Origin of the sequence: Haloarcula sediminis (assembly GCF_035656455.1) — an archaeon.
Classification (GTDB): Archaea; Halobacteriota; Halobacteria; order Halobacteriales; family Haloarculaceae; genus Haloarcula; species Haloarcula sediminis.
Genome location: NZ_JAYMGA010000001.1, coordinates 902,733 through 918,998 on the forward strand (window position 1 = coordinate 902,733; position 16,266 = coordinate 918,998).

The following is a 16,266-nucleotide window of genomic DNA, read 5'->3' on the forward strand; positions in this document are numbered from 1 at the left end:
TCTGTAGCAGTCTTAGTTAAACTTTCGCCACATATATCACAGGTGATAGCTAGACGCGGACGAGTATCCGGCAGTCGGCTGCGGCGTGGTTACCAGTCTTACGAGAGGAACGATTCGAGACGGTTCATGGCGGTCTTGAGATCGTCGAGGCCGGTCGCATAGGAGATTCGGAGGTGGCCGTCGCCGCCCTCTCCGAAGGCAGAGCCCGGGACGACAGCGACTTTCTTCTCCTGTAAGAGCGCCTCGGCGAACTCGTCGGCGTCGTCCCACGGGCACTCGGGGAACGCGTAGAACGCCCCCGCGGCGGGGAAACAGGAGAGGCCCATGTCCTCGAACCGCGAGAGGACGTAGTTCCGTCGGCGGTCGTACTGGGCGGTCATCTCGTCGACCTCGTCGAGACAGCTGTCGAGCGCCTCTATGGCCGCGTGTTGGGCGGTCGTCGGCGCCGACAGCATCGTGTACTGGTGGACGCGGTTCATCGCCGTGATGGCTTGCTCTGGCCCCATCGCGTACCCGAGCCGGAAGCCGGTCATCGCGAAGGCCTTCGAGAAGCCGTTGAACACGACGGTCCGCTCGCGCATCCCCGGCAGCGACGCGATGGAGGTGTGGTCGTGCTCGTAGGTGAGGTCGGCGTATATCTCGTCGGCAAAGACCGAGAGGTCGTGCTCCCGACAGAAGGCCGCGACCTCCCGGAGCTCGTCGCCGGTCATCGTCGCTCCGGTGGGGTTGTTCGGGTAGCAGTAGACGAGGGCGTCCGCCTCGGCCGCGCCGGACTGTTCGAGCACCTCGCGGGTGAGCTTGAACTCGTCCTCGACGCGGGTGGGAACGTCGACGACGTCAACGCCGGCGAAGGTCGCCCCGGGGACATAAGAGACGTAACAGGGCTGGGCCACAGCGAGCTTGTCGCCGGGGTTCAACAGTGCGCGGAAGGCCAGGTCGAGCCCCTCGCTCGCGCCCGCGGTGACGACCATCTCCTCGTCGGGGTCGTAGTCGAGGCCGTGCTGGGCCGACTCGAAGCGGGCGATGCGCTCGCGCAGCTCCCGTTTGCCCTTGTTGGCCGTGTAGGAGGTCTGGCCCCGCTCCAGCGAGGTGATGGCGGCCTCGCGGGCCGCCCACGGCGCGGAGAAGTCCGGCTCCCCGACGCCCAGGGAGATGATGTCGTCCATCTCCTCGGCCAGCTCGAAGAACCGTCGGATGCCCGACGGCGGAACGGCGTCGACCCGGTCGGCTGGCTCCAGTGTCATGGCGAGACCGACAGCCTGTCGTCGTCGTCATGGTCGTCGAAGCTCATCCCCTGTTCCTTGTAGGACTCCATGATGTAGTGGGTCACCGTCTGCGTGATCTCGGGGATGGGAGCGATCTTGTCGCTGATGAAATGGGAGACTTCCCGCATCGAGTCCCCCTCGACGGTCAGGTCGAAGTCGTAGTCGCCGCTGACCAGCCGCAGCGAGGTCACTTCGGGGAACTTCGCGATGCGGTCGGCGATGTCGCCGTAGTTGGTCTCGCGGTCCAGCGCCACGTTGAGTTCGACGGTCGCCCGGACCCGCTCCCCGTCGCTCTCCAGGGCGTCCCAGTTGACGACGGCCTGATAGCCCGTGATGACGCCGGCGTCCTCGAACTCCGCGACGATGGTCTCGACCTCGTCCTCGGTGAACTCGGTCATGTGAGCCAGGTCCTCGGTGGTGTACCGGGCGTTCTCCTCCAGCAGATCCAGAATCTCCCGTGGGCTGCTCATACAGAGGAGCGTGCGCTCACTATCAAAAGCCTTGCTCAACAGTGAGAGGGTGTGACAGTGTCTGCAGTCGATACACACGCGAGATTTAATTGGGAGCGGGCCATCCGATAGCGTAATGTTCGACGACGCCAAGGACGACCCCGAGACGGGCTGGGGCCACGTCGCCACACACGACGACGCGCCGGCCGTCATCGACACTCTCCTGCGGCTTGACCCGGAGGCCGCGTACACGAAGACCGAACTCAGCGACGAGGCCGGCGTGGCCCTGAAGTCGCTGTATCTGGACGGGACGCTTGACCACCTCGTCGAGATGGGCTTTCTGGAGAAAGAGGACGACGAGGGCGAGGAGGCGCTGTTCAGCGTCGACACCGACACTGCCGTCTTCGAGGCCGCCGCCGCCTTCGACGACGCCATCGCCGCGCGACTGGAGGAGTAGCTGACCGCTGAGCCGACGAGCGAATCCGACCGTTCTTTGTCCGGGCGGGCGAACGGCCGCCAACAGTGGTCTCACAGTCCCGGCTCGTCGTCGGTCTGGTCGGCGGCTCGCACCTCGTCAACCACGCCTACTTCATGTTGCTCCCGCCGGTTTTCGGCCCGCTGCGTGCCGAGCTGGGGCTGACCGACGCGCAGCTCGGGGTCGCACTGGGCACGGTGGGCGTCGTCGTGACTGCGCTCCAGTTGCCCCTGGGCTCGCTGTCGGACTCGCGGGGGCGGACGCCGGTGCTAGCCATCTCGCTCATCTTCGGCGCGCTGGGGGCCGTCCTGACCGCGACCGCACAGAGTTACGCCTGGCTGCTCGGGGCGAGCGTCGTCACCGGCGTCGGCATCGCCGGCCACCACCCGGCACACTACCCGCTCATCGGCGCCGCGACGACAGCCGACACCCGCGGGCGGGCCTACAGCGTCCACGGCTTCACCGGCGCGCTGGGCTTTGCCGCGCCGCCGGCCGTCGTCGCCGCCGCCGCGACCGTGGGGCTGGACTGGCGGCTGGCTATCGGTGCCATCGCCGCCGTCGGTGCCGTCTATGGGGCGGCCTGCCTGCTTGCGTTCGACCGGTACGTCGACCGCGATATCACCCATCCGACGAGCGACGCGGACCCCGCCGGCCGACCGGAAGCGACGGGTCGCTCCTCGCCCGCGCCCGGCGGGAGCTCCGGAGCGTGGTCGCCTCGCCGCCAATCGTCGCGCTCACCGTCCTGTGGTTTCTCACGTCGGCGGCGGGCTGGGGTATCAAGCAGTACACGGCGACGCTGCTCTCGGCTGGCTACGGGTTCCCGGACGCCACCGCGAACTTCGCCGTCTCGGCCATGCTCACCGTCGGCGCCGTCGTCATATTCGGCGGGGGCTACCTGACCGACCGCTACGCGGCGGGGCCAGTGCTCGTGGGCGGCTACGCCGCACTGGCTATCGTCGCCGGGCTGCTCGCACTGGGGGCCTTGCCGGTCGTTGGCGCTTTGGCGCTGGTGCTCGTCCTCTCGGCGACCGTCGACGGGAGCCGGCCGGCGAGAGCCGCCCTCGCCGACGCCCTCTCGACGGACGGCGCGGCGGGCAAGAACTTCGGACTGCTGACTATCGGTATCTCCGGGGGCGCCGCCGTTGCGCCGCCTGTGCTCTCAACCGTCGTGGCCCGCTTTGGCGTCACCGCGGCGTTCTGGGCTATCGCGGTGCTGGGTATCGTCGCAATCGGCTTGACCGCCGTGGTGCTGTCGGTAGATGGGACGGCCATGTCCGGCCGGGCACAGCCTGGGGACTGAGACAGCTTCTCGTGGTTGTGTCCGGGTATCGCCTGTCGGCAATCACCAGACGACCGCCCGTAGGAGTCGTCGCGTCGCTTTCGGACAGCCGCGAATTTTTACGGGCCCCCGACGTAGCTCGGTGCACTATGGTCTCGATCGACTCCGACTCCGACGTGCTCCAGCGCGGTGACACCGCACCGACATTCGAACTGGCGGGCGCCGACGGTGAGATGTACCGGCTGGCGGATTTCGACGACCACGAGGCGCTGCTGGTCGTCTTCACGTGTAATCACTGCCCGTATGCCAAGGCCAAGATTCCCGAGCTGAACCGGCTCGCCGAGGAGTACGACGACCTCGCCGTCGTAGGCATCAACGCGAACGACTCGACGGAGTACCCCGACGATTCCTTCGAGCGAATGCAGGAGCTCGTCGCCGACGGCACCGTCGCCTACGACGCCTACCTCCACGACGCCGACCAGTCGGTCGCGGCGGCCTACGGCGCCCGCTGTACGCCCGACCCGTTCCTCTTTGCGGCCGACGGCGGCGACTTCCGGCTCGCCTACCACGGGCGGCTCGACGACGCCCCCAACCCCGACGACGAGCCCAGCGAGCGGGAGATGGCCGGCCACGTCGAGACGCTGCTGGCCGGCGAGGAGATAACTGCGGCCGAAAAGCCCTCACGGGGCTGTTCCATCAAGTGGATGGACGGCAACGAGCCGGACTACTGGGACCTCTGAGTGGGCCGATAGCTGCTGCCTTCCTGAAAAGTGTTCTAATCGGAAACGACCACCGCTGTAATTTGCCGGGCAGGTTTATGTATCAGCGCATCGTCTATAACTATGGACTATGAAGAAACTCATTAACGACCCGGACGACGTGGTCGACGAGATGCTCGACGGAATGGTCGCCGCCTATCCCGACCAGGTCCGTCGGCTTCCTGACACGAACGTGATGGTACGCGACGACGCTCCGGTAGACGGGAAAGTCGGTGTCGTCAGCGGCGGCGGGAGCGGCCACGAGCCGACCCACGCGGGCTACCTCGGCGAGGGGATGCTCGACGGGGCAGCCGCGGGCGACGTGTTCTCCTCGCCGACAGCCGACGAGTTCGAGGCGCTGCTCGAGGCCGCCGACAGCGGCGAGGGCGTGCTGGCGGTCATCAAGAACTACGAAGGCGACGTGATGAACTTCGAGACCGCCGGCGAGATGGTCGAGATGGAGGGGACCGACGTCGCCACGGTCGTCGTCGACGACGACGTGGCCGTCGAAGACTCGCTGTACACCTCCGGTCGCCGCGGGGTCTGTGGCACCATCCTGGTCCACAAGGCCGCCGGCGCGAAGGCCGCCGAGGGCGCGGACCTGGAGGAGGTCCAGCGCGTCGGCCAGAAGGTCATCGACAACGTCGGGACGATGGGGATGGCGCTGACGTCCTGTATCACGCCCGAGAAAGGCGAGCCGACCTTCGACCTCCCCGAAGACGAGATCGAACTCGGCATCGGTATCCACGGCGAGCCCGGCGTCGAGCGAACCGACGTGATGGAGGCCGACGAGATAACCGAGGAGCTCACCGAAGCGGTGCTTGCGGACCTCGACCTCGACGAGGGCCAGGAGGTCATGACAATCGTCAACGGGATGGGCGGCACGCCGCTGATGGAGCTGTTCGTCGTCAACCGCAAGCTCCAGGAGCTACTGGGCGACCGCGGCTTAGAGACGTGGGACGCCTGGGTCGGCGACTACATGACCTCCCTGGACATGGAGGGCTGTTCCATCACGGTGTGTGCCGTCGACGAGGAGCTGAAGGAACTGCTGGACGCGCCGGCCGAGACCCCGGCGCTGACGGTGAAATGAGCGACGAGGGCGAGGCAGTCGTCGCCGCGGTGGCGGCGGTCGCGGAACGGATAGAGGCCGAGCGGTCCCACCTGACGGACTTAGACTCCGCCATCGGCGACGCGGACCACGGCGGGAACATGGCCCGCGGGTGGGCCGCCGCCGCGGAGGCTGTCGCCGACATCGAGGACCCGGAGCCGTCCGAAGCCGTCAAGACCGCGGGCAAGACGCTCTTATCCGAGGTCGGCGGCGCGTCGGGCCCGCTCTTTGGCGGGTCGCTGGTCTTTGCCAGCACCGAACTCGAAGACGGCATCACCGCCGAGAGCAGCGTCGCGTTCGCCGAGACCTACCTGGAGAAGGTCCAGGACCGGGGCGACGCCCGCGTCGGCGACAAGACGATGGTCGACGCGCTGGTGCCGGCGGTCCACACGTTCAAGAAGTCCGTCGAGGTCGACGACATGACCCCGGTCGAGGCCCTTGCGAAGGCCGTCGCCGCCGCCGAGCGCGGCGTCGACTTCACGGTCCCAATCCGGGCCTCGAAAGGCCGGGCCTCGTACCTGGGCTGGCGGTCGGTCGGTCACCAGGACCCCGGCGCCACGAGCACGCTGTACATCATGGAGGAGCTGCTGGACGTGGCGACCGAGCACGTCGACGCCCCCGACGGGCTGCCCGACCACGCCGAGTCGCCCACGATTCCGGACGACGAGGTGACCGAGGACTGATGGTCGGACTCGTCGTCGTCTCACACAGCCAGACGGCCGCCGAGGGCATCGCCGAGGTGGCCGGAGAGATGGGCGGAGAGACGCGTATCGAACCGGTCGGCGGGGACGGACAGGGCGGCTTTGGCACCGTCGCCGACGACATCGAGTCGGCTATCGACGACGCGGACAGCGGGGACGGCGTCGTCGTCCTCGTCGACCTCGGCAGCGCCGTGATGAACGCCGAGATAGCCATCGAGATGAGCGACGCCGAGGCCGTCATCGCGGACGCGCCGGTCCTGGAAGGGACGGTCAACGCAGCGGTCACGGCGACCGGCTCGAAGGCCACCGTCGAGTCGGTCCGCGAGCAGGCCGAGGCGGCCCGCGGCGTCGAGAAACTGTAATCACTCCCCGTCTTCGGGGGTAGAAAGCACCGCTTCGAGCGCGTCGAGTGCGGCCTCGGCGTCGTCGCCCTCGGCGACGAGGCGGACGACCTCACCGTGTTTTGCGCCCAGCCCAGTGACCGAGAGCATGCTGTTTGCCGGCACGAGGTCCTCGCCGTCCGCCATCCCTACTTCCACCGTCGCGTCGTACTCGTTGGCCGTCTGGACGAACTGCGACGCGGGTCGTGCGTGCAGACCGGCCTCGGGGACGATTTCGACTTCGCGTTCCATACCGGACCGAAGCCCCGGACACGCATTACTATTCGGGGTTCCGGAAGGCCGCGCTCAGTTTGGCCTGGGGACGGGCGGACGGTGCGTGGGGCCGACACCAGCGCCTCGGCCGCGCAGTCCCTAAACAGGGCTCCCCGTACGGTGGTCACGGATTTATCAACGGGGCGGCAAAGCGTAGCGGTATGCACGTCGATGCGGACCGTCTGCGTGAGGATATCGAAGCGAACGCGCGGTTCGGAGCGGTCGACGCCGACAATGGGGTCGGCCGGACCGCCCTGACCGGCAGCGAAGCGGACAGACAGGTCAGAGAGCGGTTCGTCGAGCGGCTGACTGCGGCGGGTCTGTCCGTCCGTGTCGACCCCGTGGGAAACATCGTGGGCCGCTGGACGCCGGCCGGCTGCGACCCGGAGGCCGCCCCGGTCGCGGTCGGCAGTCACCTGGATTCGGTTCCACGGGGCGGCATCTTCGACGGGCCGCTGGGAGTCTATGCCGCCCTGGAGAGCGTCCGTGCCATGCAGTCGGCCGAGGTCACGCCCGGCCGGCCCGTCGAGGTCGTCTCCTTCACCGAGGAGGAGGGCGGTCGGTTCGGTGTCGGAACCCTCGGGTCGTCCGTGGCGGCGGGACAGCGAACGGCGTCGGAAGCGCTGTCGCTCACAGACGACGACGGCACCTCGCTCGAAGCGGCGCTGCGACGGATCGGCTTTGACGGGGACGACACGGTCGAGGCCGGCCGCTGGGACTCGTGGGTGGAGCTACACGTCGAACAGGGGACGACGCTCACGGACGCCGGTGCCGGCGTCGGTATCGTCGACTCGATTACCGGCATCACGAACTGCGAGGTCCGCATCACCGGCGAGGCCGACCACGCCGGCTCGACGCCGATGGACGAGCGAACCGACGCGCTGGCGGCCGCCTCGGAGTTCATCCTCGACTTAGAGCGTGTCGGGTGGGAGTGTGCCAAGACGAGCGACGCCGCGGTGGCGACTGCCGGGGAAGGCGCTATCGCGCCGAACGCCCGGAACATCGTTCCCGAACGGGTGGAGCTGGACCTCGACATCCGGGATATCGACCACGACACCATGACCCGAATGGTCGACCGCTGTCGGGACAGCCTCGCGCGCTTGGAGCGGACCCGGGGCGTGGACACGTCGATAGAACGGTACCGCGACAGCGAGCCGACCCCCTGTAGCGACCGCTTTCGCACGGCGGCCGAGGCCGCAGCGGCGACGGCCGGCGTCACGTCGGTGGGGCTGCCCTCGGGGGCGATGCATGACACGGCCAACGTCGCCGCCGTCACCGACGCGGGACTGCTCTTTGCGCCGTCGGAAGGCGGCTACTCACACTCGCCCCGGGAGTGGACCGACTGGAGCGACTGTGCCGCGGCAACGGCCGTACTCGCGGAGACGGTTCGCTCGCTCGCGTCCACGTGACACGGTCGCCTCCGGCCGAGGAGGGTATCGACCCACCATCCGGAGGGGGACGTTTTTTCCCCGATATCGGTGATGGGCGGGTGTGACCAGTTACGCCATCAACCCCCCGGAGCTGAAAGACGCACGGGAGATCGGGTACAATCACGCGCGCATCGACGGCGGCACCTTCTACATGGCCGGACAGGTCGCCATGGACGGCGACTCGACGATTGTCGGGGACGACATCGAGACGCAGGCGCGAAAGGCCTACGAGAACGTCGGGATTCTGCTGGCCGCGATGGACAAGGGCTACGGCGACGTCGCGAAGGTGACGACACACATCGTCGACCCGGTCAGACACTACTACGACGGCTACAAGGAGGTCTACTGGGAGACCTTCGAGGAGCCGTACCCGTGTCACACCGTCCTCGGCCACGAGCAACTCGCAAACGAGGACTACCTCGTCGAGATAGAGGTCGAGGTCCCGCTTTCGGCGGCCGACATCGAGGGTATCGAGGCCGACGGCGAGACGATACGCGAACTCTGACGCGGCGCCGTCCGTCGCGGCGTCGGCAGGCTTGCCGGTCGTGTTCGAGCAGCGAGTCACCGGCCCCGTTGTCCGGCATGGGAGTTTCTCAGAGTTCGCCGATGAACCCGTCCATCAGTTTCTTCTCGCCGCGCCGGAGGTGTTCCTCCACGGTCCGTCTGCTGATACCGAGTTTGTCGGCTATCTCGGCCGTCGTCGTCTCCCGCGGGATGTCGTAGTAGCCGTTCTCGTAGGCCGTCTCGAGGACCTGCCGCTGGCGTTGCGTGAACTCGGGGACGAGATTCGCCGGCGCGATGAGCGGGTCGCCGCGGTCGACGGTCTGTATCTCGCGTTTCGACTCGACGGTGACGCTTTTCCCGTCCTCGACGAGGTCCTGATAGAAACTGGATATCTGTGCGGGCTTCAACGCGACGACCTGAAAGCGCTTCTCGCCGCGCTCGTAGCGCAGCGGGGAGATGAGAAGGCAGCCGGCGTCCTGTGCGTAGTCTTCCAGAAACCCGCTCGCCCGCTCTCGGAGACAGCCCTTCGTGACGATGATCCCCTCGTCGACCTGGCTCGCCTGCCCCTCGACCCCGACGGTAGAGCGGAGCATCTCGATGACCTTGTCGTCGACGGGGCCGGCGATGTGGAGCAAGTCCCGGTCGTCGTTACACCAGAGCCGGATGGTCCGGTTCGTCCGGGCAGTGACTTCACCGAACGTGCTTGAGTCGTTGACGCTGAATGAGGCAGTGTACATGGTTGGGCTGGCGGGACGAGCAGTTGCGGCTGACGGGAGCTCCTCACACCACTGTGTGTGGCAATGTCTCACGCCAAATTAAAAACGTTCTGTTGGGGGTGATATGTGGCGTGGCGTGAGAGGACAGAGACGTGGTAGCCGACTACCGAACGGTGGCCCGGGTCGGGCACACGCATCAGCTACCCGCGACAGCGCTGCGTGCAGCGGTTCGAGACGAAGCCGTGTGGTAAACGAGGGGAGTCCGTTCGAACCCCGACGCCGCCGGGACGATGCCAAACGGAGGCCCCACACTTAACAGCCGACTCGCCACAGACTCACAGAGTGCCCCGCCGAACGCTTCCCTTTTCGCCGTGGTGGCTGGTACTCGCGGCCGCGGTCGCGATGGGTTCCGCAGGCCTCTACCAGTTCACGTGGTCCTCCCTCCGGGGCCCTCTGGGCGCCCGATTCGGCGCGTCCGAGACGTCGCTTGGCACGGTGTTTACCCTCTTTATCGTCTTTCAGACGGTGTCACAGGTGCCCGTCGGGTGGGTCCGGGACCGGTACGGTCCGCGGTGGCCCCTCCTCGGCGGGGGGCTCTGCCTCGCCGCCGGGTTCGCCCTGAGCGCCGTCGCGTCCGGGGTCTACGCCGTCTACCTCGCGTACTGTTTTGGCGGCATCGGCGCCGGGACCACGTACACCGTCGGAATCAACACCGCGATCAAGTGGTTCGATACGCACCGCGGGCTCGCGACCGGACTCATCTCCTCGATGTACGGCGCGGTGAGCTTTCTGGCGATTCCGCTCATCAGGGAGGGTGTTCAGACCGACGTGAGGGGGACCCTGCTCGTACTCGGCGGCGCCGCCGGCGTCGGGGTCTTCCTCGCCGTGCCCGTACTCCGGGACCCGGTTCGGGCCGACGATGCTGACGCCGACCGCGAGGAGGGGACACCACAGCCGGCGGGACGGCGCGACTACGGCTGGCGGGCGACCCTCTGTACGTGGCAGTTCTGGCTCATGTACGCGGTGTTCGTGCTGGCCAGCGGCGTGAGCCTGATGGTCGTCGGCAAGGCCGTCTCGTTTGCGGCGCAGTTCGGGTTCTCGGCGGCGACGGCGACCGGGAGCGCGTCGCTCATCGCGCTCGCGGACGCGGGGGGCATCCTGGCCAGTGGCTCCCTCTCGGACCGCTTTGGGAGGGAACTGACATCGGGCGTCTCGCTCGTGGGCAGCGGGCTCGCGCTCGCGGGCGCCGTCGTGGCAGCCGAGGCCGGTCTCGGTATCGCCGTCATCGCCGCGCTGTCGGCGATGGTGTTTCTCCGCAGTCCCGTCTTCTCGGTGTTCCCCCCGCTCGTCGGCGACTACTTCGGGCCCGCGAGCTCCTCGACGAACTTCGCGCTCCTGTATAGCGGCAAGCTCTGGGGCGGGGTCGGCGGCGGTCTCGTGGCCAGTTTTCTCATCGGGACCGTCGGGTGGTCGGCGACGTTTCTCGGCGGGGCCGTCCTCGTCGCGCTGGCGGGCGTCGCGACGTTCTTTCTCCGGCCGACCGAGCCGAACGCGTCCTGACCAGCCGGGCGAGACGGACCGCCATACGGAGGGTGAGCTATCAGGCCCCGCGCTCGCCTCACGACCCGTATGACCGAGAGTGTGCGAGCGGTGATGCTCGACCCCGACTGGTTCGGCGACGTGGACGCGGAGCGGCGACACTTCGCGGAACTGCTCGACCGGGAGGTGACCGTCGAGGGGGTCGACTGTACCGAGGCCGAAATTCCCGAAGCAGTCGGCGAGGCCGACCTGTTGCTGTCCCACTACACGGGGGTTTCGGCGGCAGCGATGGACGCGACGGGCTGTTCGGTTGTGAGCCGCTACGCGACCGGCATCGATGACATCGACGTGGCGGCCGCGACCGAACGGGACGCCCGCGTCACCCGCGTCCCCTCCTACTGCGACGACGAGGTCGGCACGCACATCGTCAGCCTGGGGATGGCGCTCGTCCGGGGGCTTCCGATGTACGACGCCGGGACCGAAGACGGAACGTGGCAGTGGAAGGACGCAGCGCCGGTGCGCCCGCCGGAGGCCCAGACGTTTGGCTTCCTCGCGTTCGGCAACAAGGCGCGGGCGGCCGCCGAGCGGGCGGCGGCGCTGGGCTTTGAGGTCTGTGCCCACGACCCGTTCCTCGACGACGAGGAGATAGCGGCGCTCGACGCGACGCCCGTCGGCTTCGAGGAGCTGCTCGACGAGTCTGACGTGCTGTCGGTGAACACGCCGCTCACGCCGGAGACGGAGGGGATACTCGACGCCGACGCCTTCGCGCGGCTGGACGACGAGGCCGTCGTCATCAACACGTCGCGCGGGAAGGTACTCGACGAGGACGCGTTGCTCGCGGCCCTCGAAGCCGACGAACTCCGCGGCGCGGGCCTCGACGTGCTCGCCGAGGAGCCACCGGCGCCCGACAACCCCCTCCTCACGCGCGACGACGTCGTCGTGACGCCCCACGCCGCGTGGTACTCAACCGAGTCCGCGGCGACGCTCCGGCGACGCGGCACCGAAATCGCCGTGGCGGCCTACCGCGGCGAGAACGTGGACGGCGTGGTCAACCCCAACGCGTTCGAGTGACCGCCGTATGGAGGGGGTGTTGTTTCCCGGCCGTCCGTGTCACGCCGTAGTATGGACGACCTCCCCCTGGCTGCTCGCGCCGAGCGGATGCCCCAGTCGGGCATCCGGGAGATATTCGACAAGGCGCAGGCCTACGACGAGCTGCACGACCTGAGTATCGGTGAGCCGGACTTCCCGACGCCGGAGCCGATAGCCAACGCCGTCTCGGACGCGCTCGGCTCCGGCGTCGGCGGCTACACCCAGACGGTCGGCCGTGGCGACCTCCGGCACGCACTCGCCGAGAAGCTCGACGAACGCAACGGCATCGACTGCGACCCCGACAGCGAACTCATCGTGACACCCGGCGCCATGGGCGCGCTGTTCGCAGCGACACAGGTGCTCTGTGACCCCGGAGACGAGGTACTTGTTCCGTCCCCCTACTGGCCGAACTACGCGGGCCATCTCGCCGCGGCCGGCGCCGAACTCGTCCCCGTTCCCACCGATAAATCGATGGGGTTCACGCCGCGGGCGGCTGACCTCGAGGCGGCCGCGAGCGAGGACACCGTCGGCGTGCTGGTGAACACACCCGGGAACCCGACGGGGGCCGTCGTCTCGCCCGACCGGTTGCGGGAAATCGGTGCCACGCTCCGGGAGCGGGACTGGTGGGCCGTCCTCGACGAAACCTACGAGGACCTCGTCTACGACGGCACGGCCCACCACTCGCTGGCCAGCGACCCGGCGCTGTTCGAGCACACCGTCACCGTCCAGAGCTTCTCGAAGTCGTACGCGATGACCGGCTGGCGAATCGGCTACGCCGTCGGTCCCGAGAACGTCGTCTCGGCGATGCGAGTCCTGCAGGAACACACCGTCTCCAGCGTCGCAGAGCCCGCACAGGTCGCCGCGAAGGCGGCCCTGGAACACCGCTCGGTCGTCTCGGACATCCACGACGCGTTCGCCGACCGGCGGACGCTCATCGTCGACCGCCTGAACGATATTCGGGGTGTCGACCCCGGCACTCCCAGGGGGGCGTTCTACGTGTTCGCGGACGTGTCGGCGGTCACGACGGACAGCCGCGCGCTCACGGAGACACTCCTTGAAGACGAGCAGGTCGGAACCGTTCCCGGGTCCGTGTTCGGTCCCGGCGGCGAGGGATTCCTCCGGTTCTCGTATGCGGCGGATGCGGGGACGATATCGGCGGCGATGGACGGGCTCGAACGCGTCGTCGAGTCCCGCATGGCCGATACCGATTACTCGGGGTAGACGAGTACGTCCGCCGGTTCCCAGCCGACGACGACGGTGTCGTGGCGCTCGAACGTCTGCCCGGGCCCCGGGTCCTGCTGTGTCACGTCGATGGTCGCATCGAGCGCGGGAACCGTCACGCTGTACTGCGTTCTGCTCCCCTCGAAGCCGACCTGGTCGACCGTCGCCTCGTAGCTGTTTGCGGCCGGGATTGCGTCAGCGACGATGGCGATTCGCTCCGCGCGGAGGCCGAGCCGAACGCGTTGCTCCGGCTCGAAGTCCGCCTCCGTCTCGAACGTGACCTCGCCTCGCCCGACGGCGGCGACGCCGCGCTCGCTCTCGCCCTCGGTGATGGTCCCGTCGAGCATCGTCGTGTCGCCGATGAACTCGGCCGAAAACGGCGTCGCGGGGTTCATATATATCCCCTCGGCGGTGTCGAGTTGCTCGAGCGCGCCGTCGTTGATGACGGCGATTCGGTCCGCCATCGAGAGGGCCTCGGTCTGGTTGTGCGTGACGTGGACGATGGTCAGGTCCGTCTCGGCGTGGATACGGGTGAGCTCCGAGCGCATCTCCTCGCGGAGCTTCTTGTCGAGAGAGCTGAGCGGCTCATCAAGCAGGAGCAGGGTCGGCTCGTAGACGATGGCACGCGCGAAGGCGACGCGTTGCTGCTGGCCCCCCGAGAGGTCGCCGACGGGCTTGTCGCGGTAGTCGGCGGGTAGTCGGACGAGCTCTAAGGCCTCCTCGACCTGTTCGGCGATGTCGTCGAGGTCCTGTCGGCGCATCTTCAGCGGGAACGCGATGTTCTCCTCGACAGTCATGTGTGGGAACAGCGCCAGGCTCTGGAAGACGAGGCCGATGTCCCGCTCGTAGGGCGGCTCGTCCGATATCGGCTGGTCGTTGATGTATATCTCCCCCTCGCTGGGGGTGTCGAACCCCGCAATCATGTGCAACAGCGTGGTCTTTCCCGCTCCGCTGGGCCCCAGAATGGTGAGAAACTCCCCGTCGCGTATCGGTATCGATACGTCGTCGACCGCGGTGAGGGTTCCGTACTCCTTGGTCACGCCATCGATATGGACGACCGAGTCGTGCTCTGCCGGCGGGTCCCGGCTGTTGGCTTCGTGTAAGGCCATAGGAGTGTCGTCAATCTCGTCACAAGTAAACATGACCCACCGTTTGGAGGGTCACCTAAGTGTGTCCGCGGCGATCCCGGCGCCGTTCCACGACATACATCGAGCAGTTGCGGCGTACTCACGGATGCCGTATTTAAACGAACCGCCATATGACGGTTCCACACCTTTGCGATGTCTTCGCATATCACCAGACGAGAATGACGAACCACAGCGAGCAGACAAGCGAGACGTGGCAGGAACTCCGCGGCGCGCCGACGGGAACGGAGCTCCACACCGAAGGGTGGCAACAGGAGGCGGCGTACCGACTGTTGAACAACAACCTCGACCCGGAGGTCGGCGAAGACCCGGAGAACCTGGTCGTCTACGGGGGGTCCGGGCGAGCGGCCCGTAGCTGGGACGCCTACGACGCCATCGTCGACGAGCTGAAGTCGCTGAGCGACGACGAGACGCTGCTCGTTCAGAGCGGGAAGCCGGTCGGGAAGTTCCGGACACACCCCTCCTCGCCGCGTGTGCTCATCGCGAACTCCAATCTCGTCGGGCAGTGGGACAACTGGGACCACTTCCACGAACTGGAGGCCGAGGGGCTGATGATGTACGGACAGATGACCGCGGGCTCGTGGGCGTACATCGGCACGCAGGGTATCATCCAGGGGACCTACGAGACGTTTGCCGCGTGTGCGGACAGCCACTTCGACGGCAGCCTCGAAGGACAGGTCGTCGTCACCGGGGGCCTCGGTGGGATGGGCGGCGCACAGCCGCTCGCGGTCACGATGAACAAGGGGGTCTGTATCGCCGCCGACATCAGCGCCGAGCGCATCCAGCGGCGCATCGACACCGGCTACTGCCAGGAGATGGTCGCGGACCTCGACACCGCCATCGAGCGCGCCCGGAGGGCGGCCGAGAACGGCGAGCCATACAGCGTCGGCGTCCACATGAACGCCGCGGATATGTGCGAGGGGCTGCTGGAACGGGGGTTCATCCCGGACGTGGTCTCAGACCAGACGTCGGCCCACGACCCGCTGGAAGGGTACTACCCGAGCGGCTACTCCGTCGCCGAGGCCGACGAGCTCCGGGAGGCGGACCCGGAGCGCTACCGGGAGGAGAGCCTCGACACGATGGAGCGCCACGTCGACGCCATCCTCGAACTGCAGTCCGAGGGCGCCGTCGCCTTCGCGTACGGGAACAACCTCCGCGGACAGGTCGAGGAACATCGGGGACGCGAGGACGCCTTCGACTTCCCCGGGTTCGTGCCGGCGTACGTGCGCCCGATGTTCTGTCGCGGCCAGGGCCCGTTCCGGTGGCTGGCGCTTTCGGGCGAGGAGTCGGACATCCACCGGACGGACGAGGCGGTGTTGAACCTCTTCCCCGAGAAGGAGCGTCTGGTCCGCTGGATAGAGCTCGCACAGGAGCAAGTCGAGTTCCAGGGGCTCCCCTCACGGGTGTGCTGGCTCGGCTACGAGACGACGCCGGCCCCGGAGACCGCCGTCGCCGACCTGGACGCGGTAGACCCCGACGAGGAACTGACCGAACGGGCGCAGTTTGCACTCCGCATCAACGAACTCGTCGCGTCGGGCGAGATCACGGCCCCCATCGTCGTGACCCGCGACCACCTCGACGCCGGCAGCGTCGCCTCCCCGAACCGCGAAACCGAGGACATGCGGGACGGCAGCGACGCCGTCGCCGACTGGCCGATCCTGAACGCCTTGCTGAACTGCGCCGCCGGGGCGGACATCGTCAGCGTCCACGACGGGGGCGGCGTCGGTATCGGCAACGCGCTCCACACCAACAACCACGTCGTCCTCGACGGCACGGAGTCGGCCGCGAAGTCGGCAAAGCGCGTGTTCACGACCGACCCGGGGATGGGCGTGATCCGCCACGCCGACGCGGGCTACGAGACCGCGCTCGCGGAGGCCGAGCGCTCGAACGTCCCGATTCCGATGGAGGACGAGCTGTGAGCCGCCGTGACAAGC

The 16,266-nt window shown here is 67.7% G+C and carries 18 protein-coding genes; 13 read left to right on the forward strand and 5 right to left on the reverse strand.

Features of this window, described 5'->3' with window-relative positions; translation table 11 throughout:
• Positions 1 to 98: 98 nt before the first annotated feature.
• Both VJ162_RS04855 and VJ162_RS04860 read right to left on the reverse strand, forming a co-directional pair.
• The gene (locus tag VJ162_RS04855; protein ID WP_324662769.1) at positions 99 to 1,244 is read right to left on the reverse strand and encodes a pyridoxal phosphate-dependent aminotransferase; all 1,146 of its coding nucleotides are present in this window, start codon (positions 1,242 to 1,244) and stop codon (positions 99 to 101) included.
• Positions 1,241 to 1,735: an Lrp/AsnC family transcriptional regulator gene (locus tag VJ162_RS04860; RefSeq protein ID WP_324662770.1), complete on the reverse strand. Its 495-nt coding sequence runs from the start codon at positions 1,733 to 1,735 to the stop codon at positions 1,241 to 1,243. The genes VJ162_RS04855 and VJ162_RS04860 overlap by 4 nt, the downstream gene beginning before the upstream one ends.
• A gap of 115 nt (positions 1,736 to 1,850) precedes the next feature.
• Here VJ162_RS04860 and VJ162_RS04865 point away from each other — a divergent pair, with 115 nt between their 5' ends.
• The 7 genes from VJ162_RS04865 (at position 1,851) to dhaM (ending at position 6,397) form a co-directional block, all read left to right on the forward strand.
• The gene (locus VJ162_RS04865; RefSeq protein WP_324662771.1) at positions 1,851 to 2,171 is read left to right on the forward strand and encodes a hypothetical protein; all 321 of its coding nucleotides are present in this window, start codon (positions 1,851 to 1,853) and stop codon (positions 2,169 to 2,171) included.
• 65 nt (positions 2,172 to 2,236) lie between these two features.
• Positions 2,237 to 3,088: an MFS transporter gene (locus tag VJ162_RS04870; protein ID WP_324662772.1), complete on the forward strand. Its 852-nt coding sequence runs from the start codon at positions 2,237 to 2,239 to the stop codon at positions 3,086 to 3,088.
• Positions 2,986 to 3,489: an MFS transporter gene (locus VJ162_RS04875; RefSeq protein ID WP_324662970.1), complete on the forward strand. Its 504-nt coding sequence runs from the start codon at positions 2,986 to 2,988 to the stop codon at positions 3,487 to 3,489. The genes VJ162_RS04870 and VJ162_RS04875 overlap by 103 nt, the downstream gene beginning before the upstream one ends.
• Positions 3,490 to 3,617: 128 nt before the next feature.
• Complete coding sequence (locus VJ162_RS04880; protein ID WP_324662774.1) at positions 3,618 to 4,208, forward strand: thioredoxin family protein; 591 nt, start codon at positions 3,618 to 3,620, stop codon at positions 4,206 to 4,208.
• Between the two features lie 109 nt (positions 4,209 to 4,317).
• Positions 4,318 to 5,316, forward strand: a complete 999-nt coding sequence (dhaK, locus tag VJ162_RS04885; RefSeq protein ID WP_324662776.1) for a dihydroxyacetone kinase subunit DhaK — start codon at positions 4,318 to 4,320, stop codon at positions 5,314 to 5,316.
• Positions 5,313 to 6,017, forward strand: coding sequence for a dihydroxyacetone kinase subunit DhaL (dhaL, locus tag VJ162_RS04890; RefSeq protein ID WP_324662777.1), 705 nt, complete (start codon positions 5,313 to 5,315; stop codon positions 6,015 to 6,017). The genes dhaK and dhaL overlap by 4 nt, the downstream gene beginning before the upstream one ends.
• Positions 6,017 to 6,397, forward strand: coding sequence for a dihydroxyacetone kinase phosphoryl donor subunit DhaM (gene dhaM / locus VJ162_RS04895; RefSeq protein ID WP_324662778.1), 381 nt, complete (start codon positions 6,017 to 6,019; stop codon positions 6,395 to 6,397). Before dhaL ends, dhaM begins: the two co-directional genes overlap by 1 nt.
• On the opposite strand, the gene ptsH1 is transcribed toward dhaM, so the two are convergent.
• Complete coding sequence (gene ptsH1, locus VJ162_RS04900; protein ID WP_324662780.1) at positions 6,398 to 6,667, reverse strand: phosphocarrier protein HPr; 270 nt, start codon at positions 6,665 to 6,667, stop codon at positions 6,398 to 6,400.
• A gap of 182 nt (positions 6,668 to 6,849) precedes the next feature.
• Here ptsH1 and VJ162_RS04905 point away from each other — a divergent pair, with 182 nt between their 5' ends.
• Together VJ162_RS04905 and VJ162_RS04910 are read left to right on the forward strand one after the other, a co-directional pair.
• Positions 6,850 to 8,097 carry a Zn-dependent hydrolase gene (locus VJ162_RS04905; RefSeq protein WP_324662781.1) on the forward strand — a complete coding sequence of 416 codons (1,248 nt, stop codon included), beginning with the start codon at positions 6,850 to 6,852 and terminating at the stop codon, positions 8,095 to 8,097.
• A gap of 82 nt (positions 8,098 to 8,179) precedes the next feature.
• Complete coding sequence (locus VJ162_RS04910) at positions 8,180 to 8,623, forward strand: RidA family protein (RefSeq protein ID WP_324662782.1); 444 nt, start codon at positions 8,180 to 8,182, stop codon at positions 8,621 to 8,623.
• Between the two features lie 88 nt (positions 8,624 to 8,711).
• On the opposite strand, the gene VJ162_RS04915 is transcribed toward VJ162_RS04910, so the two are convergent.
• Complete coding sequence (locus VJ162_RS04915) at positions 8,712 to 9,359, reverse strand: helix-turn-helix domain-containing protein (protein ID WP_324662783.1); 648 nt, start codon at positions 9,357 to 9,359, stop codon at positions 8,712 to 8,714.
• Positions 9,360 to 9,680: 321 nt separating this feature from the next.
• Here VJ162_RS04915 and VJ162_RS04920 point away from each other — a divergent pair, with 321 nt between their 5' ends.
• The 3 genes from VJ162_RS04920 to VJ162_RS04930 all read left to right on the forward strand — a co-directional run bounded on the left by VJ162_RS04920 (position 9,681) and on the right by VJ162_RS04930 (position 13,187).
• Complete coding sequence (locus tag VJ162_RS04920) at positions 9,681 to 10,898, forward strand: MFS transporter (RefSeq protein ID WP_324662784.1); 1,218 nt, start codon at positions 9,681 to 9,683, stop codon at positions 10,896 to 10,898.
• Between the two features lie 69 nt (positions 10,899 to 10,967).
• On the forward strand, positions 10,968 to 11,948 hold the full coding sequence (locus tag VJ162_RS04925) for a C-terminal binding protein (RefSeq protein ID WP_324662785.1): 981 nt from the start codon (positions 10,968 to 10,970) through the stop codon (positions 11,946 to 11,948).
• A 51-nt stretch (positions 11,949 to 11,999) separates the two neighbouring features.
• Positions 12,000 to 13,187, forward strand: coding sequence for a pyridoxal phosphate-dependent aminotransferase (locus VJ162_RS04930; protein ID WP_324662786.1), 1,188 nt, complete (start codon positions 12,000 to 12,002; stop codon positions 13,185 to 13,187).
• Here VJ162_RS04930 and VJ162_RS04935 read toward each other — a convergent pair.
• Complete coding sequence (locus VJ162_RS04935; protein WP_324662787.1) at positions 13,175 to 14,296, reverse strand: ABC transporter ATP-binding protein; 1,122 nt, start codon at positions 14,294 to 14,296, stop codon at positions 13,175 to 13,177. The genes VJ162_RS04930 and VJ162_RS04935 overlap by 13 nt on opposite strands.
• Positions 14,297 to 14,493: 197 nt before the next feature.
• Here VJ162_RS04935 and hutU point away from each other — a divergent pair, with 197 nt between their 5' ends.
• Complete coding sequence (gene hutU, locus VJ162_RS04940) at positions 14,494 to 16,251, forward strand: urocanate hydratase (protein WP_324662788.1); 1,758 nt, start codon at positions 14,494 to 14,496, stop codon at positions 16,249 to 16,251.
• Positions 16,252 to 16,266 lie beyond the last annotated feature (15 nt).